The sequence below is a fragment of the Nocardia sp. NPDC003963 genome (genome assembly GCF_053605105.1).
Map to the genome: position 1 here is coordinate 1666373 of NZ_JBSGIP010000001.1, position 23374 is coordinate 1689746.

General features: G+C 66.8%; 22 protein-coding genes and 1 pseudogene. 11 read left to right on the top strand and 12 right to left on the bottom strand.

Annotation, left to right across the window (positions count from 1 at the left end; translation table 11 throughout):
* Window position 1: 1 nt before the first annotated feature.
* Genes ACWEWT_RS07825 through ACWEWT_RS07855 form a run of 7 tightly spaced genes read left to right on the top strand, consistent with a single transcriptional unit; the run spans window position 2 to window position 5554 of the window.
* The gene (locus ACWEWT_RS07825) at window positions 2-226 is read left to right on the top strand and encodes a ferredoxin (RefSeq protein WP_452557303.1); all 225 of its coding nucleotides are present in this window, start codon (window positions 2-4) and stop codon (window positions 224-226) included.
* 5 nt (window positions 227-231) lie between these two features.
* On the top strand, window positions 232-1011 hold the full coding sequence (locus ACWEWT_RS07830) for an SDR family NAD(P)-dependent oxidoreductase (protein WP_452557707.1): 780 nt from the start codon (window positions 232-234) through the stop codon (window positions 1009-1011).
* Between the two features lie 4 nt (window positions 1012-1015).
* Window positions 1016-2263 (top strand): cytochrome P450, encoded by a 1248-nt coding sequence (locus ACWEWT_RS07835; protein WP_452557305.1) that lies wholly within the window; start codon window positions 1016-1018, stop codon window positions 2261-2263.
* 32 nt (window positions 2264-2295) lie between these two features.
* Window positions 2296-2730 carry a nitroreductase family deazaflavin-dependent oxidoreductase gene (locus ACWEWT_RS07840; protein WP_452557307.1) on the top strand — a complete coding sequence of 145 codons (435 nt, stop codon included), beginning with the start codon at window positions 2296-2298 and terminating at the stop codon, window positions 2728-2730.
* 13 nt (window positions 2731-2743) lie between these two features.
* Window positions 2744-3436 (top strand): TetR/AcrR family transcriptional regulator, encoded by a 693-nt coding sequence (locus ACWEWT_RS07845; RefSeq protein WP_452557309.1) that lies wholly within the window; start codon window positions 2744-2746, stop codon window positions 3434-3436.
* Window positions 3437-3452: 16 nt separating this feature from the next.
* Entirely contained in the window at window positions 3453-4523 is a 1071-nt protein-coding gene (locus tag ACWEWT_RS07850; protein WP_452557311.1) for a phosphotransferase family protein, read from the top strand.
* Complete coding sequence (locus tag ACWEWT_RS07855) at window positions 4520-5554, top strand: phosphotransferase family protein (RefSeq protein WP_452557313.1); 1035 nt, start codon at window positions 4520-4522, stop codon at window positions 5552-5554. Before ACWEWT_RS07850 ends, ACWEWT_RS07855 begins: the two co-directional genes overlap by 4 nt.
* Before the next feature lie 144 nt (window positions 5555-5698).
* On the opposite strand, the gene ACWEWT_RS07860 is transcribed toward ACWEWT_RS07855, so the two are convergent.
* Complete coding sequence (locus tag ACWEWT_RS07860) at window positions 5699-7246, bottom strand: AMP-binding protein (protein ID WP_452557315.1); 1548 nt, start codon at window positions 7244-7246, stop codon at window positions 5699-5701.
* A gap of 473 nt (window positions 7247-7719) precedes the next feature.
* Here ACWEWT_RS07860 and ACWEWT_RS07865 point away from each other — a divergent pair, with 473 nt between their 5' ends.
* The 3 genes and pseudogenes from ACWEWT_RS07865 to ACWEWT_RS07875 form a co-directional block, all read left to right on the top strand.
* Entirely contained in the window at window positions 7720-8400 is a 681-nt protein-coding gene (locus tag ACWEWT_RS07865; RefSeq protein ID WP_452557317.1) for an MspA family porin, read from the top strand.
* A 41-nt stretch (window positions 8401-8441) separates the two neighbouring features.
* Window positions 8442-9116, top strand: a complete 675-nt coding sequence (locus ACWEWT_RS07870) for an MspA family porin (RefSeq protein ID WP_452557319.1) — start codon at window positions 8442-8444, stop codon at window positions 9114-9116.
* Window positions 9109-9438, top strand: a pseudogene (locus ACWEWT_RS07875) (IS701 family transposase); the annotation flags it as partial. The gene ACWEWT_RS07870 and the pseudogene ACWEWT_RS07875, both read left to right, overlap by 8 nt.
* 184 nt (window positions 9439-9622) lie before the next feature.
* Here the strand turns inward: ACWEWT_RS07875 and ACWEWT_RS07880 are convergent.
* The 4 genes from ACWEWT_RS07880 to ACWEWT_RS07895 all read right to left on the bottom strand — a co-directional run bounded on the left by ACWEWT_RS07880 (window position 9623) and on the right by ACWEWT_RS07895 (window position 14413).
* On the bottom strand, window positions 9623-9976 hold the full coding sequence (locus ACWEWT_RS07880; RefSeq protein ID WP_452557321.1) for a hypothetical protein: 354 nt from the start codon (window positions 9974-9976) through the stop codon (window positions 9623-9625).
* Between the two features lie 221 nt (window positions 9977-10197).
* The gene (locus tag ACWEWT_RS07885) at window positions 10198-11289 is read right to left on the bottom strand and encodes a LacI family DNA-binding transcriptional regulator (RefSeq protein ID WP_452557323.1); all 1092 of its coding nucleotides are present in this window, start codon (window positions 11287-11289) and stop codon (window positions 10198-10200) included.
* 365 nt (window positions 11290-11654) lie between these two features.
* Window positions 11655-13067, bottom strand: a complete 1413-nt coding sequence (locus ACWEWT_RS07890) for an acyl-CoA reductase (protein ID WP_452557325.1) — start codon at window positions 13065-13067, stop codon at window positions 11655-11657.
* Window positions 13064-14413, bottom strand: coding sequence for a hypothetical protein (locus tag ACWEWT_RS07895; RefSeq protein WP_452557327.1), 1350 nt, complete (start codon window positions 14411-14413; stop codon window positions 13064-13066). Before ACWEWT_RS07895 ends, ACWEWT_RS07890 begins: the two co-directional genes overlap by 4 nt.
* A 111-nt stretch (window positions 14414-14524) precedes the next feature.
* On the opposite strand from ACWEWT_RS07895, the gene ACWEWT_RS07900 reads away from it, so the two are divergent.
* Window positions 14525-15178, top strand: coding sequence for a TetR/AcrR family transcriptional regulator (locus tag ACWEWT_RS07900; protein ID WP_452557328.1), 654 nt, complete (start codon window positions 14525-14527; stop codon window positions 15176-15178).
* Window positions 15179-15258: 80 nt separating this feature from the next.
* Here the strand turns inward: ACWEWT_RS07900 and ACWEWT_RS07905 are convergent, their stop codons facing one another.
* The 7 genes from ACWEWT_RS07905 to ACWEWT_RS07935 all read right to left on the bottom strand — a co-directional run bounded on the left by ACWEWT_RS07905 (window position 15259) and on the right by ACWEWT_RS07935 (window position 23264).
* Window positions 15259-16005, bottom strand: a complete 747-nt coding sequence (locus tag ACWEWT_RS07905) for a HEAT repeat domain-containing protein (RefSeq protein WP_452557330.1) — start codon at window positions 16003-16005, stop codon at window positions 15259-15261.
* A gap of 169 nt (window positions 16006-16174) precedes the next feature.
* A complete protein-coding gene (locus ACWEWT_RS07910) occupies window positions 16175-17161 on the bottom strand; it encodes an ABC transporter ATP-binding protein (RefSeq protein ID WP_452557332.1) in 987 nt (328 codons plus the stop codon).
* Window positions 17151-18170, bottom strand: a complete 1020-nt coding sequence (locus ACWEWT_RS07915; protein ID WP_452557334.1) for an ABC transporter ATP-binding protein — start codon at window positions 18168-18170, stop codon at window positions 17151-17153. The genes ACWEWT_RS07910 and ACWEWT_RS07915 overlap by 11 nt, the downstream gene beginning before the upstream one ends.
* A gap of 28 nt (window positions 18171-18198) precedes the next feature.
* Complete coding sequence (locus tag ACWEWT_RS07920; RefSeq protein WP_452557336.1) at window positions 18199-19764, bottom strand: ABC transporter substrate-binding protein; 1566 nt, start codon at window positions 19762-19764, stop codon at window positions 18199-18201.
* Window positions 19765-19812: 48 nt separating this feature from the next.
* On the bottom strand, window positions 19813-21369 hold the full coding sequence (locus ACWEWT_RS07925; RefSeq protein WP_452557338.1) for an ABC transporter substrate-binding protein: 1557 nt from the start codon (window positions 21367-21369) through the stop codon (window positions 19813-19815).
* Window positions 21370-21420: 51 nt separating this feature from the next.
* A complete protein-coding gene (locus ACWEWT_RS07930; RefSeq protein WP_452557340.1) occupies window positions 21421-22314 on the bottom strand; it encodes an ABC transporter permease in 894 nt (297 codons plus the stop codon).
* Window positions 22311-23264 carry an ABC transporter permease gene (locus ACWEWT_RS07935; RefSeq protein WP_452557342.1) on the bottom strand — a complete coding sequence of 318 codons (954 nt, stop codon included), beginning with the start codon at window positions 23262-23264 and terminating at the stop codon, window positions 22311-22313. Before ACWEWT_RS07935 ends, ACWEWT_RS07930 begins: the two co-directional genes overlap by 4 nt.
* Window positions 23265-23374: the final 110 nt, after the last annotated feature.

Consider the following 23374-nt stretch of genomic DNA (forward strand, 5'->3'; position numbering starts at 1 on the left):
GATGCCGGGCTGGAGCGTTCGGGTCGACCGCACCCTCTGCCTCGGGGCCGGGGTCTGTACGGCATACGCACCGGGCAGTTTCACCCAGGACAGCGACGGACAGGCAGTTCTGCGCGATCCGCCGGCCGATCCGCTGGACCTGGTTCGCACAGCCGTGGACAACTGCCCGGCCGGGGCACTGAGCCTGGCGATCACCGATATCGCCGTCGTCGAACGAGAAGGGTGAGCCACGTGTTGCTCGAGGGAAAGTCCGCTGTGGTCACCGGCGCCGGATCCGGCGTCGGTGCCGCGGCGGCGCGGCGCTTCGCCGAGGAAGGCGCCCGGGTCGTCTGCGCCGATATCCAGTTCGATAGGGCGAAGGACACAGTCCGCCGGATCGAAGCCGTCGGCGGGGTGGCGGTCGCGGTCGAAACCGATGTGACGCACGAGCAGGATGTCGCCGCGATGATCGCCACCGCCGCCGACCGGTACGGTCGCGTCGATATCGTCTTCAACAATGTGGGTATCCCGACACCGCGCCTGGGTGCCGCGCTCGAGGACCATACCTTCCAGGATTTCCAACGCCTCGTATCGGTGAACATCGGTGGCGTGTTCCTCGGCTGTACCTATGCCGTACTGCAATTCAAACGGCAGGGCGGTGGCGGCGTCATTCTCAACACGGGATCGGTCGCGGGTCTGGTGGCCTGGGGCGGGGCGGTCTACGCCGCGACCAAGGGTGCGGTGCACCAGCTCACCAAAGCGGTGGCGATCGAGGGCGCGCCCTTCGGGATCCGGGCCAACGCCCTGTGCCCGGCCGGGATGCCCTACACCGGTTTCATGGCGGCCGGTGGCCTCGAGAACAGCGCGGAGATGACCGCGAAGTTGGCCGAGAGCACTGCCGCCAACCATCCCCTCGGCCGCCCGATCACGGCGGAGGACTGCGCGGAGGCAGCCGTATTCCTGGTATCCGATCGCGCCGCGAATATCACCGGAGTCCTGTTTCCGGTCGACGGCGGCTATGTGGCGAGGTGAACGAATGAGTCCTGGAACGGCTTTGGATCGCGAGCGCGTACGCGAGTTGTTCGATCTACGCGGTGCCTACCTGGCCCAAACGGGAGGCGGGTATCGGGACGACCCCTACCCCGCATGGCATCGACTGCGTGCCGAGGCCGAGGTGCACCCGGGTACCGTGCACGAACTGACCGGGTATCCGGGCCCGGCGGCATTCAGCGGGCTGCCGTACCCCGACCGCCCGCACTTCTCGGCATTCGGCTTCGCCGCCTGTGATACGGCCTACCGCAACCCCGACCTGTTCGCCTCCGCGCCGGAACCCGTCGATCCGAACGAGGGCAGACTCGACGCGCTCAACAGCATGATCTCGATGAACGGGGCGCAGCACCGACGCTACCGGGCCCTCGTCCAGCCGTCCTTCGTGCCCGCCAGAGCCCAGTGGTGGATTCGCAATTGGATCGAGCAGACCGTGCACCAGCTGATCGACGGGTTCGCCGCCGACGGCCGCGCCGAACTGAATGTCGATTTCTGCGCTGCTATCCCGGTGCTGACGATCACCGGCAGCTTCGGTGTGCCGGTCGAGCAGGCACTGGAGTTCCGGGCGGCGCTCGGCCGGCCGGACGCCGTGGTCGACCTGATCCGGCCGATCGTCGCGCAGCGCCGGAAGGCGCCGCAGGACGACCTCGTCAGCGTGCTGGTCGAGGCCGAGCTGAAAGGCGAGGACGGCTCGACACAGCGGCTCACCGATGCGGAGATCCACTCCTTCGTGGTGCTGCTGCTGGCCGCCGGATCCGGCACCACCTGGAAACAGATGGGGATCACGCTGACAGCGCTGCTGCAACGGCCGGACGTGCTCGCGGCGGTCACGGCGGACCGGTCGCTACTGCGTCCGGCCATCGACGAGGCGCTGCGCTGGACACCGACCGATCCGATGTTCTCCCGGTACGTCACCCGCGACACCGAACTACAGGGAGTGCCGCTGCCCGCGGGATCGGTCCTGCACCTGTGCATCGGGGCCGCGAACCGGGACCCGGCACGCTGGGACGAACCGGACGAATACGACATCACCCGGCGGTTGCGGCCCTCCTTCGCCTTCGGCGGCGGCGCCCACGCCTGCCTCGGTATGCATGTCGCGAAGGCCGAGATGACGACCGGAATCGGCGCCCTGCTCGACCGGCTGCCGAATCTGCGGGCCGACCCGGACGCCGAACCCACCCGCCTCATCGGCATGTACGAGCGCGGGCCCACCGAGATACCCGTGGTCTTCGGCTGAACCGCCCGATCCCTGCGAAGAGGAGAGAGTCCATGAACGAACCCGGTTACCGGCCGCCGGACCTCAGTCTGGTCGGCGCCACCCACGTCACCCGATACCAGGAGACCGACGGTGAGGTCGGATACGTGTGGAACGGCACCCGGATCCTGCTGCTCACAGCCACCGGCCGCCGAACCGGCCGCCCGCGCACGTCGGCACTGATCTACGGCCGTGACGGTGCGGACTACCTGGTCGTGGCCTCGGCCGGCGGTGCCGAGAAACACCCGGGCTGGTATCTGAATCTGCGAGCGAACCCGGAGGCGGAGATCCAGATCAAGGCGGAGCGGGTCCGGGTGACGGCCCACACCGCCACCGCGGCGGAACGGCCCCGCCTGTGGGCATTGGCAACCGAATACTGGCCCAACTACGACGTCTATCAGACCCGTACCAGCCGCGTTATCCCGCTCGTCGTGCTCAGCCCGTCGTGATAGGACTTCAGGCGTGTCCACACCCAAGAGGCCCGCCCGCCCCGACGCCCCGACCACCGCACCGCCCCTGTGGGCCGACCGGGCCGCGGATCAATCGCAGTCGGTGCGCCGGTCCCGAGCTCGCACCATCGAGCAGGCGCAGACGATCGTCGCGGCCGCGCAGCGGTTGATCGAGGTCAAGGGATCCGCCTTCACGACCCAGGAATTGTCGAAGGAAGCGGGAATCGCCCTGCAGACCTTCTACCGGCATTTCCCCAGCAAGGACCATCTGCTCCTCGCCGTCCTGGAGGATGTGATCTCCGATCGGATGGCCGAGATGGCGGCGGCCGCGAGCGAACTGCCGGATCCGGTGGCGCGCTTACGTTTCTATATTCTCGCGGCACTGCGATCACTGCGCACCGATGAGGGCGGCAGCGCGCGACAATTCATCACGTCCGAGCACTGGCGGCTCTACCAGATATTTCCGGAGGAAATGGCCCAGGTCAACCGGCCATTCGCCGAATTGGTCGAGCGGGAGCTGCGGGCAGCGGCCGAATCGGGCCTTCTGCACCCGAACGATCCGGCCGCCGACGCCTGGTTGGCGGTGAACCTGGTGATGTCGGTTTACCACCATTTCGCGTACGCACCACGCGAAAACATCGAGGCCGTCACCGAACAATTGTGGTCATTCTGTTCGACCGCCTTCGGCGGTCGTCCACCTGATTAGTAACGGGGCACAAGCAATGGAGCAAGCGCCGGTATTCCCCAAAGGTCGTGATCTGGATACCACCGCCACGATCCTGTACTCGTGGCTGGCAGCCCGGCACGAGGTCACCGCCGTCGAGATCGACGATCCGGCCTACCCACAGGGTGCCGGAGTATCCAACGAGACCGTCTTCGTCCGGGTGCGCACCGCGCGCGCAGTCGAACACATGGTCCTGCGAGTAGCACCGGCGGCCGAGTATCAGATGTTTCTCGATCCGAGGTTCCGCATTCAGCACCGAATCCTTGTCGCCCTGCGGCAACACAGTGACGTCCGGGTCGCGGAACCGCTGTGGCTGGAAGAGGATCCGGCGGTGCTCGGCCGGCCGTTCTACCTGATGCGACGGGTCACCGGCTCGGTGCCGGTGAGCATGCCCGTGTACAACCTGTCCGGGTTCCTCGCGGAGGCCACTCCGGGGCAGCGGCGGACGCTGTGGGAGGACGCGATGGGCCAGCTGGCCGCGATCCATCGGGTCCCCGTCGACACCGTCGGTTTCGTCGACCGGCCCGAATACGGCGCCTCGGGCGATCAGCAGCAACTGGCCTACTGGAACGCGCACGCACACTGGACTCTGGAGGAGAACGTCCCGGCAACGGTGCGCACGCTCCTGCAGTGGCTCACCGACAATCGGCCGGCGGACTCCGTACCGGGACTGTCGTGGGGCGATGCCCGCATCGGGAACATCGTGTTCGGCACCGATTTCCGTGTTTCGGCGGTCATGGACTGGGAACAGGCCTCGATGGCCGGTCCGGTGGCCGATCTCGCGTGGTGGCTGGTGTTCGACGAAGCCCACAGCACCGGCCTGGGCGTCCCCCGGCTCGACGGCCTCGGGACCAGGGACGAGACGATCGACCTGTGGCAGGACCTGACCGGTCTGCGGGCCGGTGATCTGCACTGGCACGAGGTGTTCGCGTGCCTCAAAGCGGGTCTGCTCAGCCTCCGCACCCGGCGTGTCCTCCAACTGCCGCCGATCGGCGACACCCGGCGTTACTCCTTCCTGCGGCGCGCCTGCGAGCTGGTGGGGATTCCCGAACCCCAGGAGGGCCTGTGACGACGACACCCGATCCCGCACCGTTCGACGAGGCGGTCGTACTGTCGCCCGAATGGCTCACGGGAGTGCTGGACACCGGCCGCCCCGACGTGGTCCCGATCGCTACCGAGGTCGTCGAGCGGATCGAGACGGTGGCCACCAAACTCCGTTTCCGCGTGACCTACACGCAGCCGGCCGATTCTCCCCCGGCCCTGTGCGCCAAGGGCTATTTCCACCCGGACCGCCGGCGTGGTTCGCGCGCCGAGGCCGACTTCTACCGGTTGCTGGCCCACCGGCTGCCGGTGCGCACACCGCCGTGCGTGCATGCGGCCGTGAACGAGACGACCGGCCACGCGCTGGTGCTCATGCACGATCTCGTCGAGGTGGGCGCCCGGTTCCTCGATCCGCTGGTCGGTTACAGCCCCGACCGGGCCGCGGGCACCCTCGACCAGCTCGCCGCCCTGCACGCGGCGACCTGGGACAGCCGGCAGGCGGCGTACGATCCGTTCCCGCCACGCCTGGCCTCGCTGGCGGGACATATGACCGCCGCGAAGCTCCAGGAGCTGCTGGACGACGGCCGGACCGCCGGTATCCCGGACCGTGTGCGGCGCGCGGATCGGCTGCTGGCGGCCATGGCCGCGATGGATACCCTGGGCGCTTCTTCCGTGCGGTGCCTGGTCCACGGCGATCTGCATGCCGGCAATATCTACGAAATGCCCGACGGCAGCCCGGGGCTCATCGATTGGCAGGTCGTGCAACGCGGCCACTGGGCCCAGGACGTCGGTTACCACCTGGCGACCGTTCTGCACCCGGACGACCTCGCCGGCGCCGAGCGCGACCTGCTCGCGCACTACCTCGACCGGCTGGCCGGGTACGGCGTCGAACCGCCGGACCGGGAACACGCCTGGTGGATGTACCGGGCACATCTGCCCTACGGGCTCTACCTGTGGTCGATGACCCGCGCGGTCGACCGCCCGATCATCGAGCACCTCACCGGACGCCTGGGCACGGCGGTCGCCCGGCACGAAAGCCTCGATCTCCTCGAGGTCTGAACACGAGGACGAAGCTCCGGGTGCCGAGATCTGCTCGGTACCCGGAGCTTCGTCTGTTCCGGACCGGGAGTCGGCAGCAGGCCGAACGCCGCGGGGAACCGGTACAGCACCCGCCGGGCGACGCTGCTCAGGTGTGCCCCCGGGTCACTTCGTGGCCAGACTCTGCCGGATCTTGTACTTCTGCACCTTGCCGCTGGGGCTGCGCGGGAAGTCGTCGACCACATGGACTTCCTGCGGCCACTTCTGTTTCGCCAGCCCGGCGTCGGCGAAGTAGGCGCTCAGGTCCTCGAGTAGGGGCGCGGCCGTGCCGGGTTGTAGCCGCAGTACCGCCGCGACGTGTTCGCCGAGCCGGGCGTCGGGCGCGGCGACCGCGACGGCTTCGGTGACTCCGGGCACTGTCAGCAGTACTTCTTCGACCTCGAGAGCGCTGATGTTCTCCCCGCCGCGGATGATCAGGTCCGTGGTGCGATCGGTGATGGTGAGGTAGCCGTCGGCGTCGAGAGTTCCGATATCGCCCGTGTGGTACCAGCCCTCGTCGTCGAACGCGGCCGCGGTCAGGGCGTCGTCGAGGTAGCCCAGGCACAGATCCGGTCCGCGGCTGAGGATTTCGCCGTCTTCGGTCAAGCGGAGTTCGACACCGGGTTGCGGAACACCGTCGGTGTAGAGCCGTTTGGATTGTGGTGCGGTCCAGTACGAGGCGGTCATCGACGGGTGTTCGGTGCTGCCGTAGGAGCGGTAGACGGTCAGGCCCAGGCCGGTCAGCCGCTCGGCCACCGGCGCGGCGACCGGTGCGCCGCCCATCCCGAGGTACTTCAGTCGCGCCAGATGGTCCCGGGTACAGTCCGGATGGTCGACCAGGCTGGTCACGTAGTACGGCACGCCACCACCCAGGCTGACGCCGTAGCTGGTCATCACCTCCAGAATGCGTCCGGGATTCCAGGTATCCGCGAGGTCGATGGAGACCCCCTCCACGACCGGGACGAGCAGGGCCGAGAGCATTCCGATGAAATGGCCGATGGGCGCGGCGTTGATCAGTGGCCCCAGCTCGTCGGGATAGCGCTGCGGCATCAGCCGGGTCTCGCAGCCGAGCGTCCGATGGCTGTGGACGACTCCCTTGGGCACCCGCGTCGTGCCCGAGGTGAAGGCGATCACCGCGGGTCCGGCCGGATCAACCTGCGTCACACCGGAAAAAGGCTCGTCGGCGAGCAAGGCGTCGAAGCGGAGCGCGGGGTCGCCCCCGCCGACGACACCCACGATCGGCACGCTCGCGTGGACCGCGGGGTCGTAGACCAGGTTCCCGAACCGCTCGGCACCGAAGAAAGCCTTGGGCCGCACCGTGTGCACGATATGGCCGACTTCCCGTGAGCCGTAGGTGTGCACTATCGGCACCACGACCGTGCCCAGCAGCGACGCCGCCCAGAACGCGGCCGCGGCCTCCATCCAGTTGGGTAGCTGGAGCGCGACGATATCCCCGGGCTCGACACCGCGGTCCCGCAGGCCCGTTGCCAACCGGCGCGCCATCAGCTCGACATCACGGAAAGTGCCCGAGTAGGGCCGGATATCCGAATGAACGCGAAAGGTGGTGTCCGGAGCGGATGCGAGGCCGCGGGCCAGTAGCTCGCCCAGGGTGTCGCGCGTCCACCACCCCTGCTCTTCGTACCGTCTGGCCAGGTCCGGGGGAATTGTGCGCATGGTGATCTCCAACCACCCGGCACGCGTCCGCCGCGGTCGTACGGCGACGTTGCCGGAGAACAGGGTCGTCGGAGGCCGGGTATGCCCGGCCACGAGCGCGAAACGCGACTCTACCTCAGAGTAGAATCTCATTCTCGTTCCCGTTGGCGATTCCGGGATTTTCACCGGTCCGGCAACGGGTGTCGCCCGAATCGACCACGGCACACCACGAGACCCACGGCAACTCGAGGCAATACATTTGCCAGAAGATCGGCCGGTCGTAAACCATGACTCCACTGTGTGACCGGCATCACCGAGGCAACGGAGACCCGACCGGTTTCCTCGCCCGCCGGTGCGATACCGATCGCATTCGCACCGCAACCCATCGGCGAAACGCAACGACCGGACCACGGCACGCGGCCGATCTCGACCCCTCCCGCACACCGGACGCACGTCGATGCCCACACAGGCCGATCGAGATGAGGAACCACCTGATGAAACGCACCACCCTTTTCCGCGGACCCGCCGCCCGCGGCCGCACCGCAGCCGGGATCGCCGCGCTGACAGCGGCTTTCGGGCTGCTGAGCACCGCCACCGGTACGGCCGACGCGTTCGTACCGCTTCCCGGCGGAACCGAAACCGGCCCCGGCTACATCGTCACTCGTAGCGGTGAAAGCGCCCTGGTCTCCCCCTCCATGGCCGCCAACGGCGCCGGGCGGGTCACCTGGGTCTCCGGCACGATCACCGCCGATATCACCCGGACGCCCACGGTCACCGAAACCGGTCCCTACAGCACCCCGGACAACCTGCCCGGCACCAACAATTCCTCCACCCACGGCGTATCCCAGGTCAATACCGGCTATATCGTCGGCTGTCAGGTCAGCATCGGCGACCGCGCGATCTCGCTCGGCGCGAGCGCCAGTGTCTCCACCACACAGCTGGGCATCAGCGGCTCCGCCGGAATCCAGATCGGACCGGGGGAAGTCGGATTCGTGCAGATCGGCATCAAGGATGTTCCCGGTCCGGGCACGTACACCCTCGGTTACCGCGACTACGAAATCCAGATCCAGGGCTGCGGCGGTTTTGCCCAGGCCCGCTCCTACACCGTCGTCGAAATCATCGGGGACCACTACTCCAAGACCACCCTCTACGGAGCGCCTTTCAGCATCGGCTGACCCAGCCGGCACCCATCAGAACAACGAGGTTCAGCGAACAAATGATCGACACCACGAAAACCCTCCGCTCCGTTCTCACAGCAGCGGGGAGCACACTGCTCGCCGCAGCCGTATTGGCACTGCTGCCGGCTCCCGCACACGGCGATACCTTCGTACCGCTGCCCGGCGGTCGGATCACCGAGACCCTGGGCGACGGCACCACCGTCACCGTCCACCTCACCGGCGAATCCGCCGTCATCAGCCCCTCTCTCGGTGCCACACCCCTGCACCGCAACACCTGGGTCTCCGGCAGCGCCGGTGCCGAGGCGTCCCGGCCACCCCGCAGCATGGCCATCCGTCCCGGCTATGTCGTGGGCTGCCAGGTGAATATCGCCGGCGGCGGTGTCAACGCGGGTGCCGGCGCTTCGCAGCGCGCCGGCAGTCAGAACCCGGACCTGTCCACCAGTACCGGGGGTAATCTCACACTCGGACCGGGCCAGGCCGAGAAGTACTATCTGCTCGATATCGAAGCACCCAATGCCTTCGGCGAAGAAAGCCATCGCCCCTTCAATCGCGTCACCTCCCCCACCGGCAGCGTCACCTGGAAGAACAGCACCATAGGCCTCGCCGGCTGCGCCGGTTACGCGCAAGCCCGCGCATTCGTCCAGGTAGAGGTCGAGACCTCGAAGGCCAAGGAGATCATCACTCTCTGGGGACAGCCTTTCGGCCTGGGGTGACATCCCGATCGAGGGCAGCTGGGCTCGCGGGCGTGGGCACTGGCTGCCGGCACGGCGCAGCATCAGCGACCCGACCGAGATCGCCTACTACATCTGCTACGGCCCAGCACGGTCCCGGTTGGTCGACCCGGCCTGGACCGCCGGGACCAGGTGGCATGTGGAAGAGGGCGTTTCAGCAGGCGTAGGGCGAGGCCGGACTCGATCACCACCGGGTCCGCAGCCGACGGCCCGGTATGCCGACATCACCCCGTCGATCCGCGCCCTCGCCTGGCTCACCGATTCGAAACCCCTGCCGCAAAAGGGGAATCGCAGACACCGCTGAAGACATGATCGCCCTGACCTATCCGAGATCCGGCGGCTCCCCGCCTCGTTCGTACTCGCCCCGGTCCACGCGGCGGGGCCACATCCGGGCGTGGTCGCGGTGGTCGCCGACGCCGGCACCAAGCCCGACTCGGCCGTTACCGACGACGCGGCCACCCACTCGACCGACCGACGAGGCCGCAGTATCAGTACCCGCCCGTTGCCTGCCCCGCCCCGAACGGCCGGCTCCGGAACCAATGCCGGGATGCCGGCAGACACAGCAGGACGCCACCAGCGATCCCGAACGCTGCGCCAGCCGCTCCGCCGCACACCGCGATCACCGTGAACACGGTATATTGCACGCTCCACCCGGAGCCGGGTACCAATCGCGGCAGAAGCGCAAGTGCGATCAGCCCGCCGATGATCACGCCGAGCCAACCTACGACCATGGTGGATATGTAGGCCCATCGGCGGCCCTGCCTCGCCAGCGAGGCCGCCGTGAACAGCGCGATGGGTACCGGGAACAGCACGAACAGCACCAATCCGCTGATCGTGATCACCAAAGACCTTGGATCACTCGGCCCGGACAACACGATGACCCCGGTGAGAAGTGTCAGAGCCATGACGAACCCGGCACCCGCGCTGGCAACATAACAGTCCAGACCGCGGGTCACCGAAATCGGCCCTGTTCGGGTGTTGTTCATCTTTGCTCCCCCCTACTTTGTGTACTCGAGGATAACGCTTTGCTCTCGTCCCAGCAGATCTTTGAGCACCCCCTCACTCAGGTGCCGTTGCAGTACCAAGACGATTCGGCTGCCGCCGTTCTCGGCACCCGCCGCGAGGCCCGCATCGGCCGAGCGGCGACAGCCGGCGGCCGGGCCCGGGCCCGTCCGGGGGTTCCGGTCGATCCCCGCACCACCAGACGAGCGGTCAGCGTGACGATCGCGTGCGTATCCATCGCCTCGCCGCTCATCGCCCGCTGTAATTGACCGAAGGCGGCGGTACCCATCGCTCGCATGGGAGCTCCGACCGTGGTCAGTGGCGGTGTGCAGAAATCGACGCCGAGCACATTCCCGAAGCCGATGACGCTCATATCGTCCGGCACGCCGATACCGGCTTCCTTCACCGCGTGGAGCAGTCCGATCGCCACGAGGTCGTTGAACACCAGCACAGCGGAGGGGAGGTCGCGGAGCAGCTCGTGGACCACCGCGGTACCACCCGCCATGGTGGGCGGGTACGGTCCGATCCGGCAGACCTTCAGCCCGAACCGCGGGGCCGTATCGAGCAGCGAACGCCACCGCATACCGTCGGCCCACGACGCCGTCGGCCCGCCGATATAGGTCACCGAGCGGTGGCCGAGGCCGGCCAGATGCCGCAGGGCCGCTTCCACTCCCGCCGCGGTATCGACCATAACGGTGCGCGTCCCGGGCACGATTCGATTCAGCAGCACCAGCGCCCGGTGGCCCGCGGCCGCCCGCATACCCCGGTCGGACAGCCGTGAACCGGCCACCACCAAGCCGTCGACGGCAGGCCGGATCCGGTCCAGCACGGTGCGTTCCGGCACGGTCGTCCATCGCGTATCGGCCAGGACCATCGTGTAGCCGGCCCGCGTCGCGGCCGCCTCGAATCCGCGGATGAGCCCGGAGTAGACCGGATTCGTGACATCCGGCACCACCATCGCCACGGCGGAAGTCCGGCCGTTCGCGGACGCCCCGTTGATGGCGGTCGCTCGATATCCCAGCTCCGCGGCGACCCGATGGATACGTGCCGCGGTTTCGGCGCTGACGCGCCCCGGCCGGGAGAACGCCCGCGATACCGTCGAGGGGGAAACTCCCGCCGCGGCCGCGACGTCGTAGATGGTCGATGGACGCATTGCTCCAACTCCTAACCACGGACGCCGGCTCGGTCACCGCTCATCCGCGCCGACCCCGGCAGCCGGATAAGCGGAAACTCTGGGCGGTGCGAAAGCCGGTAAGACCGACGCGCGCCCACGCACGACTACCCGCACAAGCGTCTCGCCGAGCCCCGGCTTCCCACTGTCCGGGCAGGTCCGGGTGAGTTGTGCACGGTGAACTCCGACGACCCGGCACGCGTACGGCGGCCGTGCCGGAGAACCGGATTGCCGGAAGCCGGGCAAACCCGGCCACGAGCGCGAAATAACGCTCTACCCAAGAGTAGAACTACATTCTATTCCGCGTAGACGGTTTCACGCTTTTCGTCGATCACCCGACCGCGCGATCACGAATCCGGCTCTCCCCCGTCTTCGTGAACCATCCAGTGGACGAAGCGATGCAGTGGGTACATGGCATCGTGCGGATTGCCGATCGTGCTCGGGCCCGCCTCGCCGAGGTGAACGATGCGCTGCACGCCGGCGGCCGCGAGCCGGTCGCGGTAATCCGGCATCCGATCGAAGGGAAAGAATCCGACGGTCTGGGTGGCGACACCGGCACGGCGGATCGCGTCGTCGAGCGATTCCACCGGGACCACATTTACCGTCTTACCGACCGGATGGAAATCGACCGGGGTGCCGGAACGGATCACCACACCCGTACCGTCGGTGGCGCCCCACACCCGGAACTCGTCGTCGAGCAGCATCAGGGTACGAATCTGCTCTTTCAGTTCCGCGTCCAACGGCCGGTTGCCACCGGATGCGTTCGCGCGCTCGGCGATCCGCCGGTACAGCAGGTCACAGAATAGGTCCGCGTCCGCCTCCCCCGCCTCCAGGAAGACGAACCGGCTCGCGACGCAGGCGTCCTGGTTCAGCACCATGACATCCTCGGCCGCGAGTCCGGCGATATGCTCGAGCCTCGCCGCGCTGTCGAACGCTTCCCGGCCGACCATCGATATCGATGTCTTCGGGTCGAACGACACCAGTTGCAATCCCGGGCCGAGATACTTGACGACATTGTCGATGGCATCGCCACCACCCCAGGCGACGATCTTGTCGAAATACTGCGGGCGGAAGAGCACTCGTTCGACGGCCGCGTCGCCGCCGCGCCAGTAGATCGCCGACATCGACCGCACCACCGGGTGATCCGGATCGATATCGGCCATGGTGCGCAGGATGGCCACCGTGGTGAACGGATCGCTGGAGGACATCTTGAACAGATTGATCGCCTTGACCAGCGCTCCCTGGGCGATGGATTTCACCGCCTGCCCCGGCGAATTCCCGGGGAGAACGTGGATCAGCCGGGGTGGGAAGGCCCGGATGAAACTCCTGCGGCCGAGGAAGTCCCGTTTGGGAATCCATCCGTCGAGCGCTTCCGGGGCGGGAAAGTTCTGCTCGACAACCGCGTGCAGAACGCGCTCGTCCAGGTAGGCGGCCGCGCCCATCACCTGCGCTTCCAGCAGCGCGCGGGGCAGCGGATGGGTAGTCGACATCCGGTCGATACAGTCCCGGAGAAACGGGTTGCGTGGGTCGCGGATCCGCCGTCCGGCCTCGACCAGGAATGCGACGATATCGTCCAGCGGTACGTCGAGCAGCGGGGGGACCACACTGCGCGGCGGCACCACCCGGTCCAGGCCGATCTCGGGCGTCGCGAAGGACACACCCAGATCCCGCGACCGGTGCACGGCGGCGGCGCCTTCGACCACTTCGCCGCGGAGGAAGAAGGGAGCGGACAGCACCTGCGGCGATTCGACGGCGGTCATACGAGTCCCCGTACATAGGCATCGGCGGTGCCGGCGCAGGTGATCTTGTCGTCGCCCGCGATATCGGTGTACCGGACGATGGAGTCGGCGATCGACGGCCCCTCGGCACCGCAGGCACACGGCCGGAAATCGACGCTGACGCGGTCTCCGGTGATGATCCCGCCCCAGCGTCCGTCGAGTGACAGGTCGAAGAAGGCGGCACGCCCCGACACCTCGCCCGCGCCGTGGGACAGCAGGGTTTCGCCCGCATCGTCGAGCACGAAGGGCACCACCCAGGGCGGGACATGGTAGCGGTTCCCGTTCCGGCACTTCGGCATTCCCGAATTCAGCTCCTGCATGGAGTAGTTCTGGAACTCCCGTCCGGACGGAATATTGAACGTTTCGTACACGAATTGCCGGTAGTCGGAGGGTAGTTGGGCTCGTTTGAGGCCACCACCCACATAGATACAGTTGTCGGGATGGAAGTCGGCGGCCCGGAACCCCCGCTCCCGGACCAGCCCGGCGACCTGGTACAGGGTGCTCCACATCCCCGAGATATAGAGTTTCTCCGCGCGGTGTTCGATCATCGCGTCGGCACCGGCGATCAGCGCTCGGCCGAGCTCCTCCTGTCGTTGCGCCGACGTCCGCTCATAGGCGGCCAGCTCCTCCGGCGACGCGGTACCGTCCGTGATCTTCCGGCGCAACCGCACCTGATCGGTCATCGCCTCGACCGTGAGCGGCGGAACCGGCAGCCCGAATCGGTCCTTCTCCGGATCGCCGTACGCCTCGTGCTGGGCGGTACCGATGACGACATTCCTGGGCACGGCCGCCGCCAGACCGAGCCCCATCATTCGCCTGTCCCGGGCCGGCCGCACCCCGGAGCCCCAGGCGAAGATGTTCACGGTGTCCCGGCGCGACCAGGTCATATCGGCCTCGGACGCGAGCAGCATCGCGGGTTTACCCGTTGTCCCGCTCGAACAGGACACGTAGTGACCCGCGTCGCGGAGCAGCTCGATCCATCGATCGATTCCGGCGATATCCCCCGTCTCGATCGGGGCGATCGAATGGTAGGCCAGGGTGCCCAGCCAGCTACCGAGCCGGTCCCAGCGCTGCTCGGTCAGAAAGCTCTCCGGGTAGCTCTTGTAGACCGAGTGCGGAAACAGCAGCGGGACCGCGTCCTCGAATCGGCCCACTCGGGTGACGCCCGCCTCGTCCGCGCGGTGTTCCAGTAATCCGATGCGACCGCGTCGCTCCCGGAACCGCTCGTCCAGTGCCGCGAGCTGCGCGTCCCGCAACTCGGCGGCGGAGTGATCGAACCGGTTCGGATCACCGGCGAGGTCTGTCAGTCGTGCTACGGCCGAAATCATGGCCACCCCTTCGAAAGTCGTACACCCTGCATGCTTAATAGCACCCGTCAGGTGCTATTAATGTAGCACCCCGGTCGACGCCCATGACCCGAATGCGATGAACTGACATCCGTGGACACGACGAGCGAAGGGCGCGACCGGCATCGCGGAGCGGGGCGTCCGACCCGGGAACAGGCCCGAGCGCGACAGCGGGAGCTACTGGACACCGCGTTGGATCTCTTCCTCGAACAGGGCTACGAACAGACCACGATCGAGCTGATCGCCGCCCGGGTCCATATGGCCAAACGCACCGTCTACGCCCGCTACACCGACAAGGCATCCCTCTTCCTCGCCGCCGTCCGGCGCGCGATCGAAGCCCAGGCCGTACCGCGAGAAGACCTGGAGAACTTGGACAACGGGAATCCGGCCGAAACGCTGGCGGCGATCGCGCGACTCCGGATCGGCCAGGCCATGACCCCCAACGGCCGTCGGCTGCACCGGATACTCGCCCTCGAGAATGTGCGCTTTCCCGAGATCTACACACTCAGTAATTCCCTGAACACCGGCCCGGTGGTCGCTTTCGTCGCCGAGGTGCTGGACCGCGCGGCCGCCGCCGGACAGATCACCACCACCGATACCGACCTCGCCGCACGGGCGTTCATGAGCATGGTCGTGGGCACCCAGGTACGCAGTATCGAGGCGGGTCGCGCACCGAGTACCGAACAGCTCGAACAGCGTGTGCTCTTCATGGTGCACCTGTTGTTCGACGGCCTGCGGCCGCGCTGAACCCGGGTCGGTCAGCACAACAGATCCGGAGTTCCCGCCAACTCTTCAGGATTCCGAAACGAACTCACTCGGATGCGCTGTCAGAGATCGTCCGAGCCGATCCACTCGATCGTGACGACGATGTTGTGGTCGAGTCGCGCCTGTGCTGCTGCGGCTGTAGCACGGTCGTGTGTCCGGGCAACCAGGACGGGCCAGGGCCGGGTGTAGTCGACTTCGTCCTCAGCGCCGGGCGATTGTTGCCGATACATCCGGCCGTCGGTCTCGACACGCCACAATTGGAAATAGAGAGTCGCCTGGTCGTGGGCGGCGAGATCGTCGAGTACGTCGATCAGCCGGTGCGACGGCCACGCCTGGATTCCATAAGACCTGGTCACCGCCAGACCGGCGGTCAGCGCCGGTGTGACGGCGACACGATCGCCGAGGTCGGTCAAGGCGCTTCGGATGCACACGGGTTCGCACCAGTCCGGTGGATCGGCGCGGTCTCGACATGCCTGATAGGCGCGCCGCAGCGCCGGGATCGCGTCCGTGATACGCAGCGTGGCCAGCGATCGGGCCGCCCATTCGCGGACGGTGTCGTGCTCGCCGCCGAGCAGATCTATCAGCGCCGGCGCTGCGCGTGGATCGGCGAGTTCATCGATGATCTCGACGGCGCACAGCTGTCCATAGCGGCTCAGTTCCGGGAGGGCCGGCAGCAGCGCAGTCATCACGTCGGTGTCGCGGCCGAGGTCGATGATTTCCGCCTTCGCGTCCTCCGCGTCGTCGGTGTGGTCGGCGTCGAGTCGGTAGACCAACCCCTCGATCGTGCGGCGTTCACTGGATCCGGCCACGTTTCGATGTCCTGTTCTCATCATGACGGCGCCCGCGGGTGGTGCGGCACCGCAGGGGTCTGCGGTGAGTCATTCTCGTTGTCGGACGCGCTGTCGAACAGCGATTTTCCAGTGACGGCCGCCAGTGCACTCAGCAACTGAGGCGGGGCACCGCGGCGCGGATCCGTACTCAGCCTTCGGTCAGCGGGAAGTGGCAGGCGGCATACTGTCCCGGCCCGACCTCGCGAATCTCGGGTTCCGCCGCCGCGCATCGGTCCCGAGCGCGCGGGCAGCGTGTCCGGAACCGGCAGCCGCCGGGCGGTGCGAGTGGTGAGGGAATATCGCCGGCCAGCGCCGGACCCGCGAAACCCGCGTCGGGGTCGGCGAGCGGAACGGAATCGAGTAGCGCCCTCGTGTACGGGTGCGCCGGGTGGTCGTACACCTCGACGGCATCGCCGAACTCGCACACCTTGCCGAGGTACATGACCATGACGTTATCGCTGATCGTTCGGACGACACCGAGATCATGACTGATGAAGACCACGGTCAGGTCGTATTCGGCTTTGAGCTCGGCAATGAGATTGAGAATCTGCGCCTGCACCGAAACATCCAGCGCGGATACCGGTTCGTCGCAGATCAACAGCCGGGGATCGAGCGCCAGCGCCCGCGCTATCGCGATACGCTGGGCCTGACCACCGGACAGCTGCCGGGGCAGCGCGCGGGCGAACCGCTCGTCGCCCATTCCCACCTTCGCCAGCACCTCCGCGGATCGCGAGGCGCGTTCGTCCGCGGGTTTTCCGGCCACCGCCAAGCCCTCCACCACGATATCGCGCACCGGCCTGCGCGGATTCAGCGAAGCCACCGGATCCTGGAAGATCATCTGCATCTCCCGCCGCAGCGCCCGCATGCGGCGGCCGTCGGCCTCGTCGATCCGCTCGCCGGCGAAGGTGATCCGACCGGAGGTCGGTGTGTCCAGGCGGAGTACGGCCCGGCCGGTCGTGGACTTTCCGCACCCCGATTCCCCGACGATCCCGAGGGTTTCGCCGGGCAGGACATCGAAGCTGATCGAGGACACCGCCTGCACGGTCCCGCCGCCGGTGTCGTACTCGACCACCAGGTCGCGCACACTGAGCAGTGCCGGTTCGTCGCGCAGATGCGCGGTTCCGCTACCCGCCATGGATATCACCACCGGACTCGGAATGGGCTGGTGTGGATTGCGCAGGATGCGCGCATGCCACCGAATGGTCCGCGGCGATCTCGATCAGCGTGGGGCCGGGAGCCTCGCGACATCCGTCTGTGACATGACGGCACCGGGGTGCGAACCGGCACCCCGGCGGCGGTGCCACCGGATCCGGCAGGCTGCCCTGGATCAGCCGGAGTGGCTCGTGCCGTTGGTGATCGATCGCCGGGGTGGCGGCCATCAGCGCCCGGGTGTATCGGTGCCGCGGAGCGGTGAAGACCTGGCGGGTCGCCCCGCATTCGGCGAGCCGCCCGGCGTACATGACCGACACCCGGTCGGTGCGGCCGGCGACCACTGCCAGGTCGTGGCTGATCAACATCAGCGACATCCCCCGATCCCGCTGCACGCGGCGCAGCAGGTCGAGAATCTGGCGCTGGATCGTCACATCCAGAGCAGTCGTCGGCTCATCGGCGATCAGCAGGTCGGGCTCGCAGGCCAGGGCGATCGCGATCATGACTCGCTGCCGCATACCACCGGACATCTCGTGTGGATAGTTGCGCAGCCGGCGCTCCGGATCGGGGACCCCGACCTCCCGGAGGAGTTCGAGGGCGCGGGTTCTCGCTTCGGAACGACCGGTGCCCAGATGTCTGCGCATGCCCTCGGTGAGCTGACGTTCGATACGCACGACCGGATTGAGCGACCGTCCGGGGTCCTGGAAGACCATGGCGATCTGTTTGCCCCAGATATCGAGCTTCTCCTTCTCGGAGAGCGCGAGGATGTTCCGGCCCCGGAACACCACCTCACCGGAGCATCCCGCGCGGGGCGGCAGCAGTCCCATGATCGCCCGCGCCATCACCGACTTCCCGGATCCCGACTCGCCCACCACGCCCAGCGCCTGGGCCCGATCCACATCGAAGGACACATCGTCCACGGCTCGCACGACACCGCGTGCGGTCCTGATATAGGTGTGCAGATTTCGCACCTGCAGACTCGGTTGAGCACTCATGGTCTCAGCCCTCCTCGGGTCGTGCCCGCTACTCGACGATCCACAGTTCCTCCGGCCGAACCGAGCCGGCGCCGTACATGGTGAGGCCGCCGACGTTCTTCCCGGTCGCGGCACCCGCGACAGTTCGTGTGTAGAAGATGGCGGGCATCAGTTCGATCAACCGCTCCTGAACCGTCCGGTAGGCCGCCTTGCGCTGTGGCACATCCGTCGCCGTCCGACCGATATCGAGTGCCTCGTTCAGGCTCTCGTCGTCGATGCCCGCAGTATTGCGACCCGAGTCCCCGTGGAAGGCCGTCCCCAGTCGCGGCTCCGGATCATCGAAGAACGCGCCGCCGGTCATCATGTCGAAGTCGTGCGTATAACGCAGCTTGATCAGGTCGACGATATCGATGACCTTCACTTCGACGTCGATATTGTCGAACGCGCTGAGCTGAGCCTGAACACTTTCCGCCAGCAGCCGGTTCTCCGTCTGCGCGGTGGTGGTGAAAGTGAACGATACGGGCTTGCCCTCGGCGGCCAGCTCGTCGAACAACTGTTGCGCCCGCGCCGGATCGGGTGTGTGCAAGGGCAGATCCGGCGTGTAGTAGGGCGAGGATTCGCGGAACAGGGTGGTCGGGAGTTCCCCGCTTCCGTTGTAGATGGTCAGATCGAGCGCGTTCACATCCACCGCGGCCGCAACGGCCTGCCGGGCTCGGATATCGTCGAACGGCGCTCGCCGCATGTTCATCGACAGGTGCTGTCCACCGTGCAGCGGCGAAACCGCGGTGGGGAAGCCCTGATCCTTCAGCTTTTCGATACTTCCCCAGTTGGAGCTGATGATCACATCCGAACCACCGCTGATCAGCGTGTTGTAGCCCTGAACGGAGTCGCCGGAGGTGCGCAGTTCGATCCGGTCGAGGTACGGTTTCGGCGCATCCCAGTAGTGCGGGTTCTTCACCAGCTCGATCACATCCTGCCGGGCCCACCGCGCCAGGGTGAACGGTCCCGCACCCACCGGTTCGCCGTCGAAGGCCGCCCGTCCCGCCTGCAGCGCCTGCGGTGCGGCGATCCAGTTCATCGAACTCTCCACAATGGTGTAGGCGAAATGTGGTGCGGGGTGACGCATCCGTACCCGCAGCGTGGTCGGGTTCACGACCTCGGTCGAGGCGATCACCGCCGCATCCTCGATATAGGACGATCCGTTCGCCGGGTCGGCGAAGCGGTCCCAGTTGAACTTCACGGCCGCCGCGTCCAGCGCGGTGCCGTCGGAGAACCGCAGATCCGGCCGCAACCTCAGATCGAACGTGGCGCCTCCGTCGGGCGTGACGAAGTCTGTCGCCATGGTGTATTCGATCTCTCCGCTGTCGGGATCGTTGACCATCAAGGTCCCGAACAGGGCATTGCCGAGGATCGCGTTGATCACCCACTGATTCCCCAGGGCCACCGGGTCGAGGGTGCGCGGCTCACTGATCTGGATGATCTGTGCGGTACCGCCGGGCACCGGGTCGCCGCCGGGGCCGGTTCCGGTTCCGGCGCCGGTTCCGCCGCAGGCCGCCAGGAAGAAAGCCGTACAGCACACGGCGATCGAACGAAATAGGGATGCTCGGAACATCATTGTTCCTCTCAGTGGAGAATCGGTAAGAATCCGGATGGTTTGCGGTGGCTAGTTCTCGACCCAGAGTTCCTCCGGTAGCAGCGACCCGTAGCCGTACTGCACGACACCGCCGACGTTCCTGCGGGAAACGACGCTCGGCTCGTTCCGCACCTGGAAGATCACCGGGACGAGCGCATTCAGTCGTTGCTGCACCCGGCGGTACGCGGCCGTGCGTTGTTCGATCGTGGTCCCGGTCCGGCCGTCCTCCAGTGCCCGGCTCAGCTCCACGTCGTCGATACCGGACAGGTTGCGCCGGGAATTGCGATGGAACGCCGACCACAGCGCGGGTTCCGGATCGGTGAAGTTCGCCGAGCTCGTAGTCATATCGAAGTCGTTGGTCCGGCGCAGCGCGACCACTTCGGCGATATCGGCGACCACGACCGCGACCTCCACATTGTCGAACGCGCCGAGCTGCGCCTGCACGTTCTCCGCCAGCGCCCTGATCTCCGCGGTGGGCCCGCTGGTGAAGGTGAAAGATACCGGCTTGCCCGCGGCCGCCAGCTCGTCGAAGAGTCGTTGCGCGGTTTCGCGATCCGGCTGCGGGAGCGGCAGATCCGTGTGGAACGGCGAAGACGCGGCGAACAGGGTTTTCGGGACCTGACTTTCGCCGTGGTAGACGGCGACATTGATCGCCTCGAGGTCGATCGCCGCTGCGACCGCCACACGGGCGCGCAGATCGTCGAACGGCGGCCGGCGCGTGTTCATGGTCAGGGTCTGCCCGCCGTGTAACGGCACAGTGTCGGTCGGGAATCCGGCCGCGCCGGCCTCGGTGAGGCTCGCCGAGTTCGTCTCGATCACCAGATCGGCACCACCGCTGATCAAAGTGTTGATCCGCTGCGCGGTATCGGCGTTGGTCCGCAGCGTGAGCGCGTCGAGAAAGGGTTTGGGCGCATCCCAGTACCCGGGGTTCTTCGCCAGTTCGATGGCGTCGCCGCGCGCCCAGTTGCTCAGCGTGAAAGGTCCGGCCCCGACCGGACGGCTGTCGAACTGCTGTCTGCCGGCCGCGAGCGCGGCCGGCGACGCGATCCAATTCAGCGCGGTGCCGTACACCGCCCCCGAGAAGTTCGGTACCGGCTCGGCCATTATGAGGCGCAGCCGGGTGGAGTCGACGACCTCGGCGGCGGCCACCATCGATGCTTCCTGCACATAGGCCGATCCGTTGGCCGGATCCGCGAGCCGGTCCCAGTTGAATTTCACGGCCGCCGCATCGAGCGGATTACCGTCGGAGAACCGCAGATCCGGCCGCAACCTCAACTCGAACGTGGCGCCCCCGTCGTGGCTGGCGAAACTCTCCGCCATGGTGAATACGAGCGCGCCGGTCTCCGGATCGTCGATCATCAACGTCCCGAACAAGGCATTGCCGAGCAATGAGTTGAGCACCCACTGGTTACCCAGAGTTGCCGGATCGAGGCTGCGCGGCTCCGTGATCTGGATGATGCGGGCGGTGCCGCCGGGTACCGGGACATCGCCGGCCGATCTTTCACTGTTCGTGGCACCGCACGCTGTCAGCAGCGATGCCAGGGTTATCAGGGCTGTGACGAGCAGACAACAGCGTCGGATCATCATCGGGTACCTCAGCGCTAGCACGGGATGGCAGTTCAGGAGCAGATGAGCCGGTCAGTCGCGCATCGTGCGATCGAATCGGCCACGCAGGTGGTCGCCGGCCTGGTTCAACGCGAAAACGGTGCAGAAGATGACCGCGGCGGGCACGAAAACCAGGTGCGGCGCGCCGGCCAGACTGTCCTTGCCGTCGGAGATCATTCCGCCCCAGCTCGGTGTCGGCGGTGGAATACCGAGCCCGAGAAAGCTCAGCGAACCTTCCGCGACGATGAGCGCCGCCATGACGATCGGGAGATAGGCCAGCAACGGTGGCAGCACATTGGGCAGGATTTCCCGGCCCAGGATCCGGCCGTGCCCGGCACCCGTGTTCCGGGCAGCGAGTACGAACTCACGGGCCGTCCACGTCAACGTGTTCGCCCGGGCGAGCCTGATGAACGAGGGGATGATGATCAGCGACAGACCGGCCATCAGGACACCCAGTCCCGGAGTGAAGACCGCGGTCAGCGCCATCAGCAGGATCAGCGGCGGGAAGGCCAGCATCGTATCGCTGAGCAGCCGGATCCCGGAGTCCGTCCGCTTCTGGAAATAGCCGCCCAGCATCCCGATACTCGATCCGAGGGCCGAACCGATGAGCGTCGCGACCGTACCGATCAGCAACGACACCTGAGCACCGTAGACACACCGGGACAACATCGACCGCCCCAGATTGTCGGTGCCGGCCAGTAGATCGAGCGACCCGAGTTGCGGAGGTTGCCGTGGTGGTCCGACCGGGATCGAATACGACGCCAAGGGGAGCAGGTCGGCGAAGATCGCCGCCGCGATCATCACGAGCAACCAGGCGTACGACAGGTACACCAGTGTCGAGCGAGTTTTCCGCAACCGGGGGACTTCCGGCCGCCGCGGTGCCTCGATCCGCTGCTCGCGCTCGCTGTGCACTTCGGCTCGAGTCATACCGTCGCCACCTTTCTGACCCGCGGGTCGATCAGCTCGTAGCTCGAGTCGACCAGGATGTTGACGACGACATAGACGACCGCCATGAACGCCACGATTCCCTGCACCATGACGAGATCCCGGGAAACGATCGAGGACGCGAGCAACTGGCCGAGTCCGGGCAGCGAGAACAACGTTTCGACGATCACCGTCCCGCCGATCAGCCGCCCGAGATTGATACCGGCCAGCGTGATCAACGAGAACGACGACGGACGAAGGGCGTGCCGGAACATCAGGTACCACTCGCCCATACCTTTGGCACGGGCCGCCCCGATGAAATCCTCACGCAGGGTGGTGATCAGATCCGTCCGCAGCAACCGGTGGAACGCGGCGATCTCCATCAGCGCCATCGCGACGGCCGGTAGCAGCGCCGACTGCAGGTTCGGCCCGATCCCGTCGCCGATGCGGTTCCAACCGGTCACCGGAAGCCAGCCGAGTTCCACAGCGAAGAAGTAGATGAGCACCGGGCCGGCGACGAACGCGGGTACAGAGAGAAAAACCGAGGAGAGCGCGGCCGTCCCGCGGTCGACCGGACCGCCCGGCCGCATCGCCGACAGCACGGCGAGCAAGATCGCGCTGACCAGCGCGATGGCAAGTGCCATGGCGGCCAGTTGGAACGTCACCGGCAACCGCTCCGTGATCGCCGCCGTCACCGATTGTCCCGTGAGCGGTGAGGTGCCCAGATCTCCCCGGGCCGCATTTCCGGCCCAACCGAGATACTGCGCCCACACGGGACGGTCGAGACCGAGCTTGTTGTTCAACGCCGCAACAGCTTCCGGCGTGGCCGCGTCGCCGAGGATGACCTGTGCCACGGATCCCGGAGCGAAACTCAGGAGCACCACGACCGCCAGAGTGACCAGGAGGACCACCAGTAGGCCTCTGCCCAATCGCCTCACGATGGAGAACATCATCCACCTTCGCCTTTCCGGAGCGCGCGACCGTTCGGCCGGACACCCGCGGGGTGCCTGGCTCGCGATTCTTGGTCTGATGCGGGCTGACGCGACCGGTATGAGAATCGAAT

Bases quoted from the DNA above. Each gene is read 5' to 3' on its own strand.
- ACWEWT_RS07860 (WP_452557315.1), bottom strand. From the start codon at position 7,246: ATGCGCACAATTCCCCCGGACCTGGCCAGACGGTACGAAGAGCAGGGG.
- ACWEWT_RS07930 (WP_452557340.1), bottom strand. From the start codon at position 22,314: ATGACTCGAGCCGAAGTGCACAGCGAGCGCGAGCAGCGGATCGAGGCA.
- ACWEWT_RS07885 (WP_452557323.1), bottom strand. From the start codon at position 11,289: ATGCGTCCATCGACCATCTACGACGTCGCGGCCGCGGCGGGAGTTTCC.
- ACWEWT_RS07840 (WP_452557307.1), top strand. From the start codon at position 2,296: ATGAACGAACCCGGTTACCGGCCGCCGGACCTCAGTCTGGTCGGCGCC.
- ACWEWT_RS07835 (WP_452557305.1), top strand. From the start codon at position 1,016: ATGAGTCCTGGAACGGCTTTGGATCGCGAGCGCGTACGCGAGTTGTTC.
- ACWEWT_RS07915 (WP_452557334.1), bottom strand. From the start codon at position 18,170: ATGAGTGCTCAACCGAGTCTGCAGGTGCGAAATCTGCACACCTATATC.
- ACWEWT_RS07895 (WP_452557327.1), bottom strand. From the start codon at position 14,413: ATGATTTCGGCCGTAGCACGACTGACAGACCTCGCCGGTGATCCGAAC.
- ACWEWT_RS07850 (WP_452557311.1), top strand. From the start codon at position 3,453: ATGGAGCAAGCGCCGGTATTCCCCAAAGGTCGTGATCTGGATACCACC.
- ACWEWT_RS07825 (WP_452557303.1), top strand. From the start codon at position 2: ATGCCGGGCTGGAGCGTTCGGGTCGACCGCACCCTCTGCCTCGGGGCC.
- ACWEWT_RS07920 (WP_452557336.1), bottom strand. From the start codon at position 19,764: ATGATGTTCCGAGCATCCCTATTTCGTTCGATCGCCGTGTGCTGTACG.
- ACWEWT_RS07865 (WP_452557317.1), top strand. From the start codon at position 7,720: ATGAAACGCACCACCCTTTTCCGCGGACCCGCCGCCCGCGGCCGCACC.
- ACWEWT_RS07925 (WP_452557338.1), bottom strand. From the start codon at position 21,369: ATGATGATCCGACGCTGTTGTCTGCTCGTCACAGCCCTGATAACCCTG.
- ACWEWT_RS07890 (WP_452557325.1), bottom strand. From the start codon at position 13,067: ATGACCGCCGTCGAATCGCCGCAGGTGCTGTCCGCTCCCTTCTTCCTC.
- ACWEWT_RS07935 (WP_452557342.1), bottom strand. From the start codon at position 23,264: ATGATGTTCTCCATCGTGAGGCGATTGGGCAGAGGCCTACTGGTGGTC.
- ACWEWT_RS07870 (WP_452557319.1), top strand. From the start codon at position 8,442: ATGATCGACACCACGAAAACCCTCCGCTCCGTTCTCACAGCAGCGGGG.
- ACWEWT_RS07910 (WP_452557332.1), bottom strand. From the start codon at position 17,161: ATGGCGGGTAGCGGAACCGCGCATCTGCGCGACGAACCGGCACTGCTC.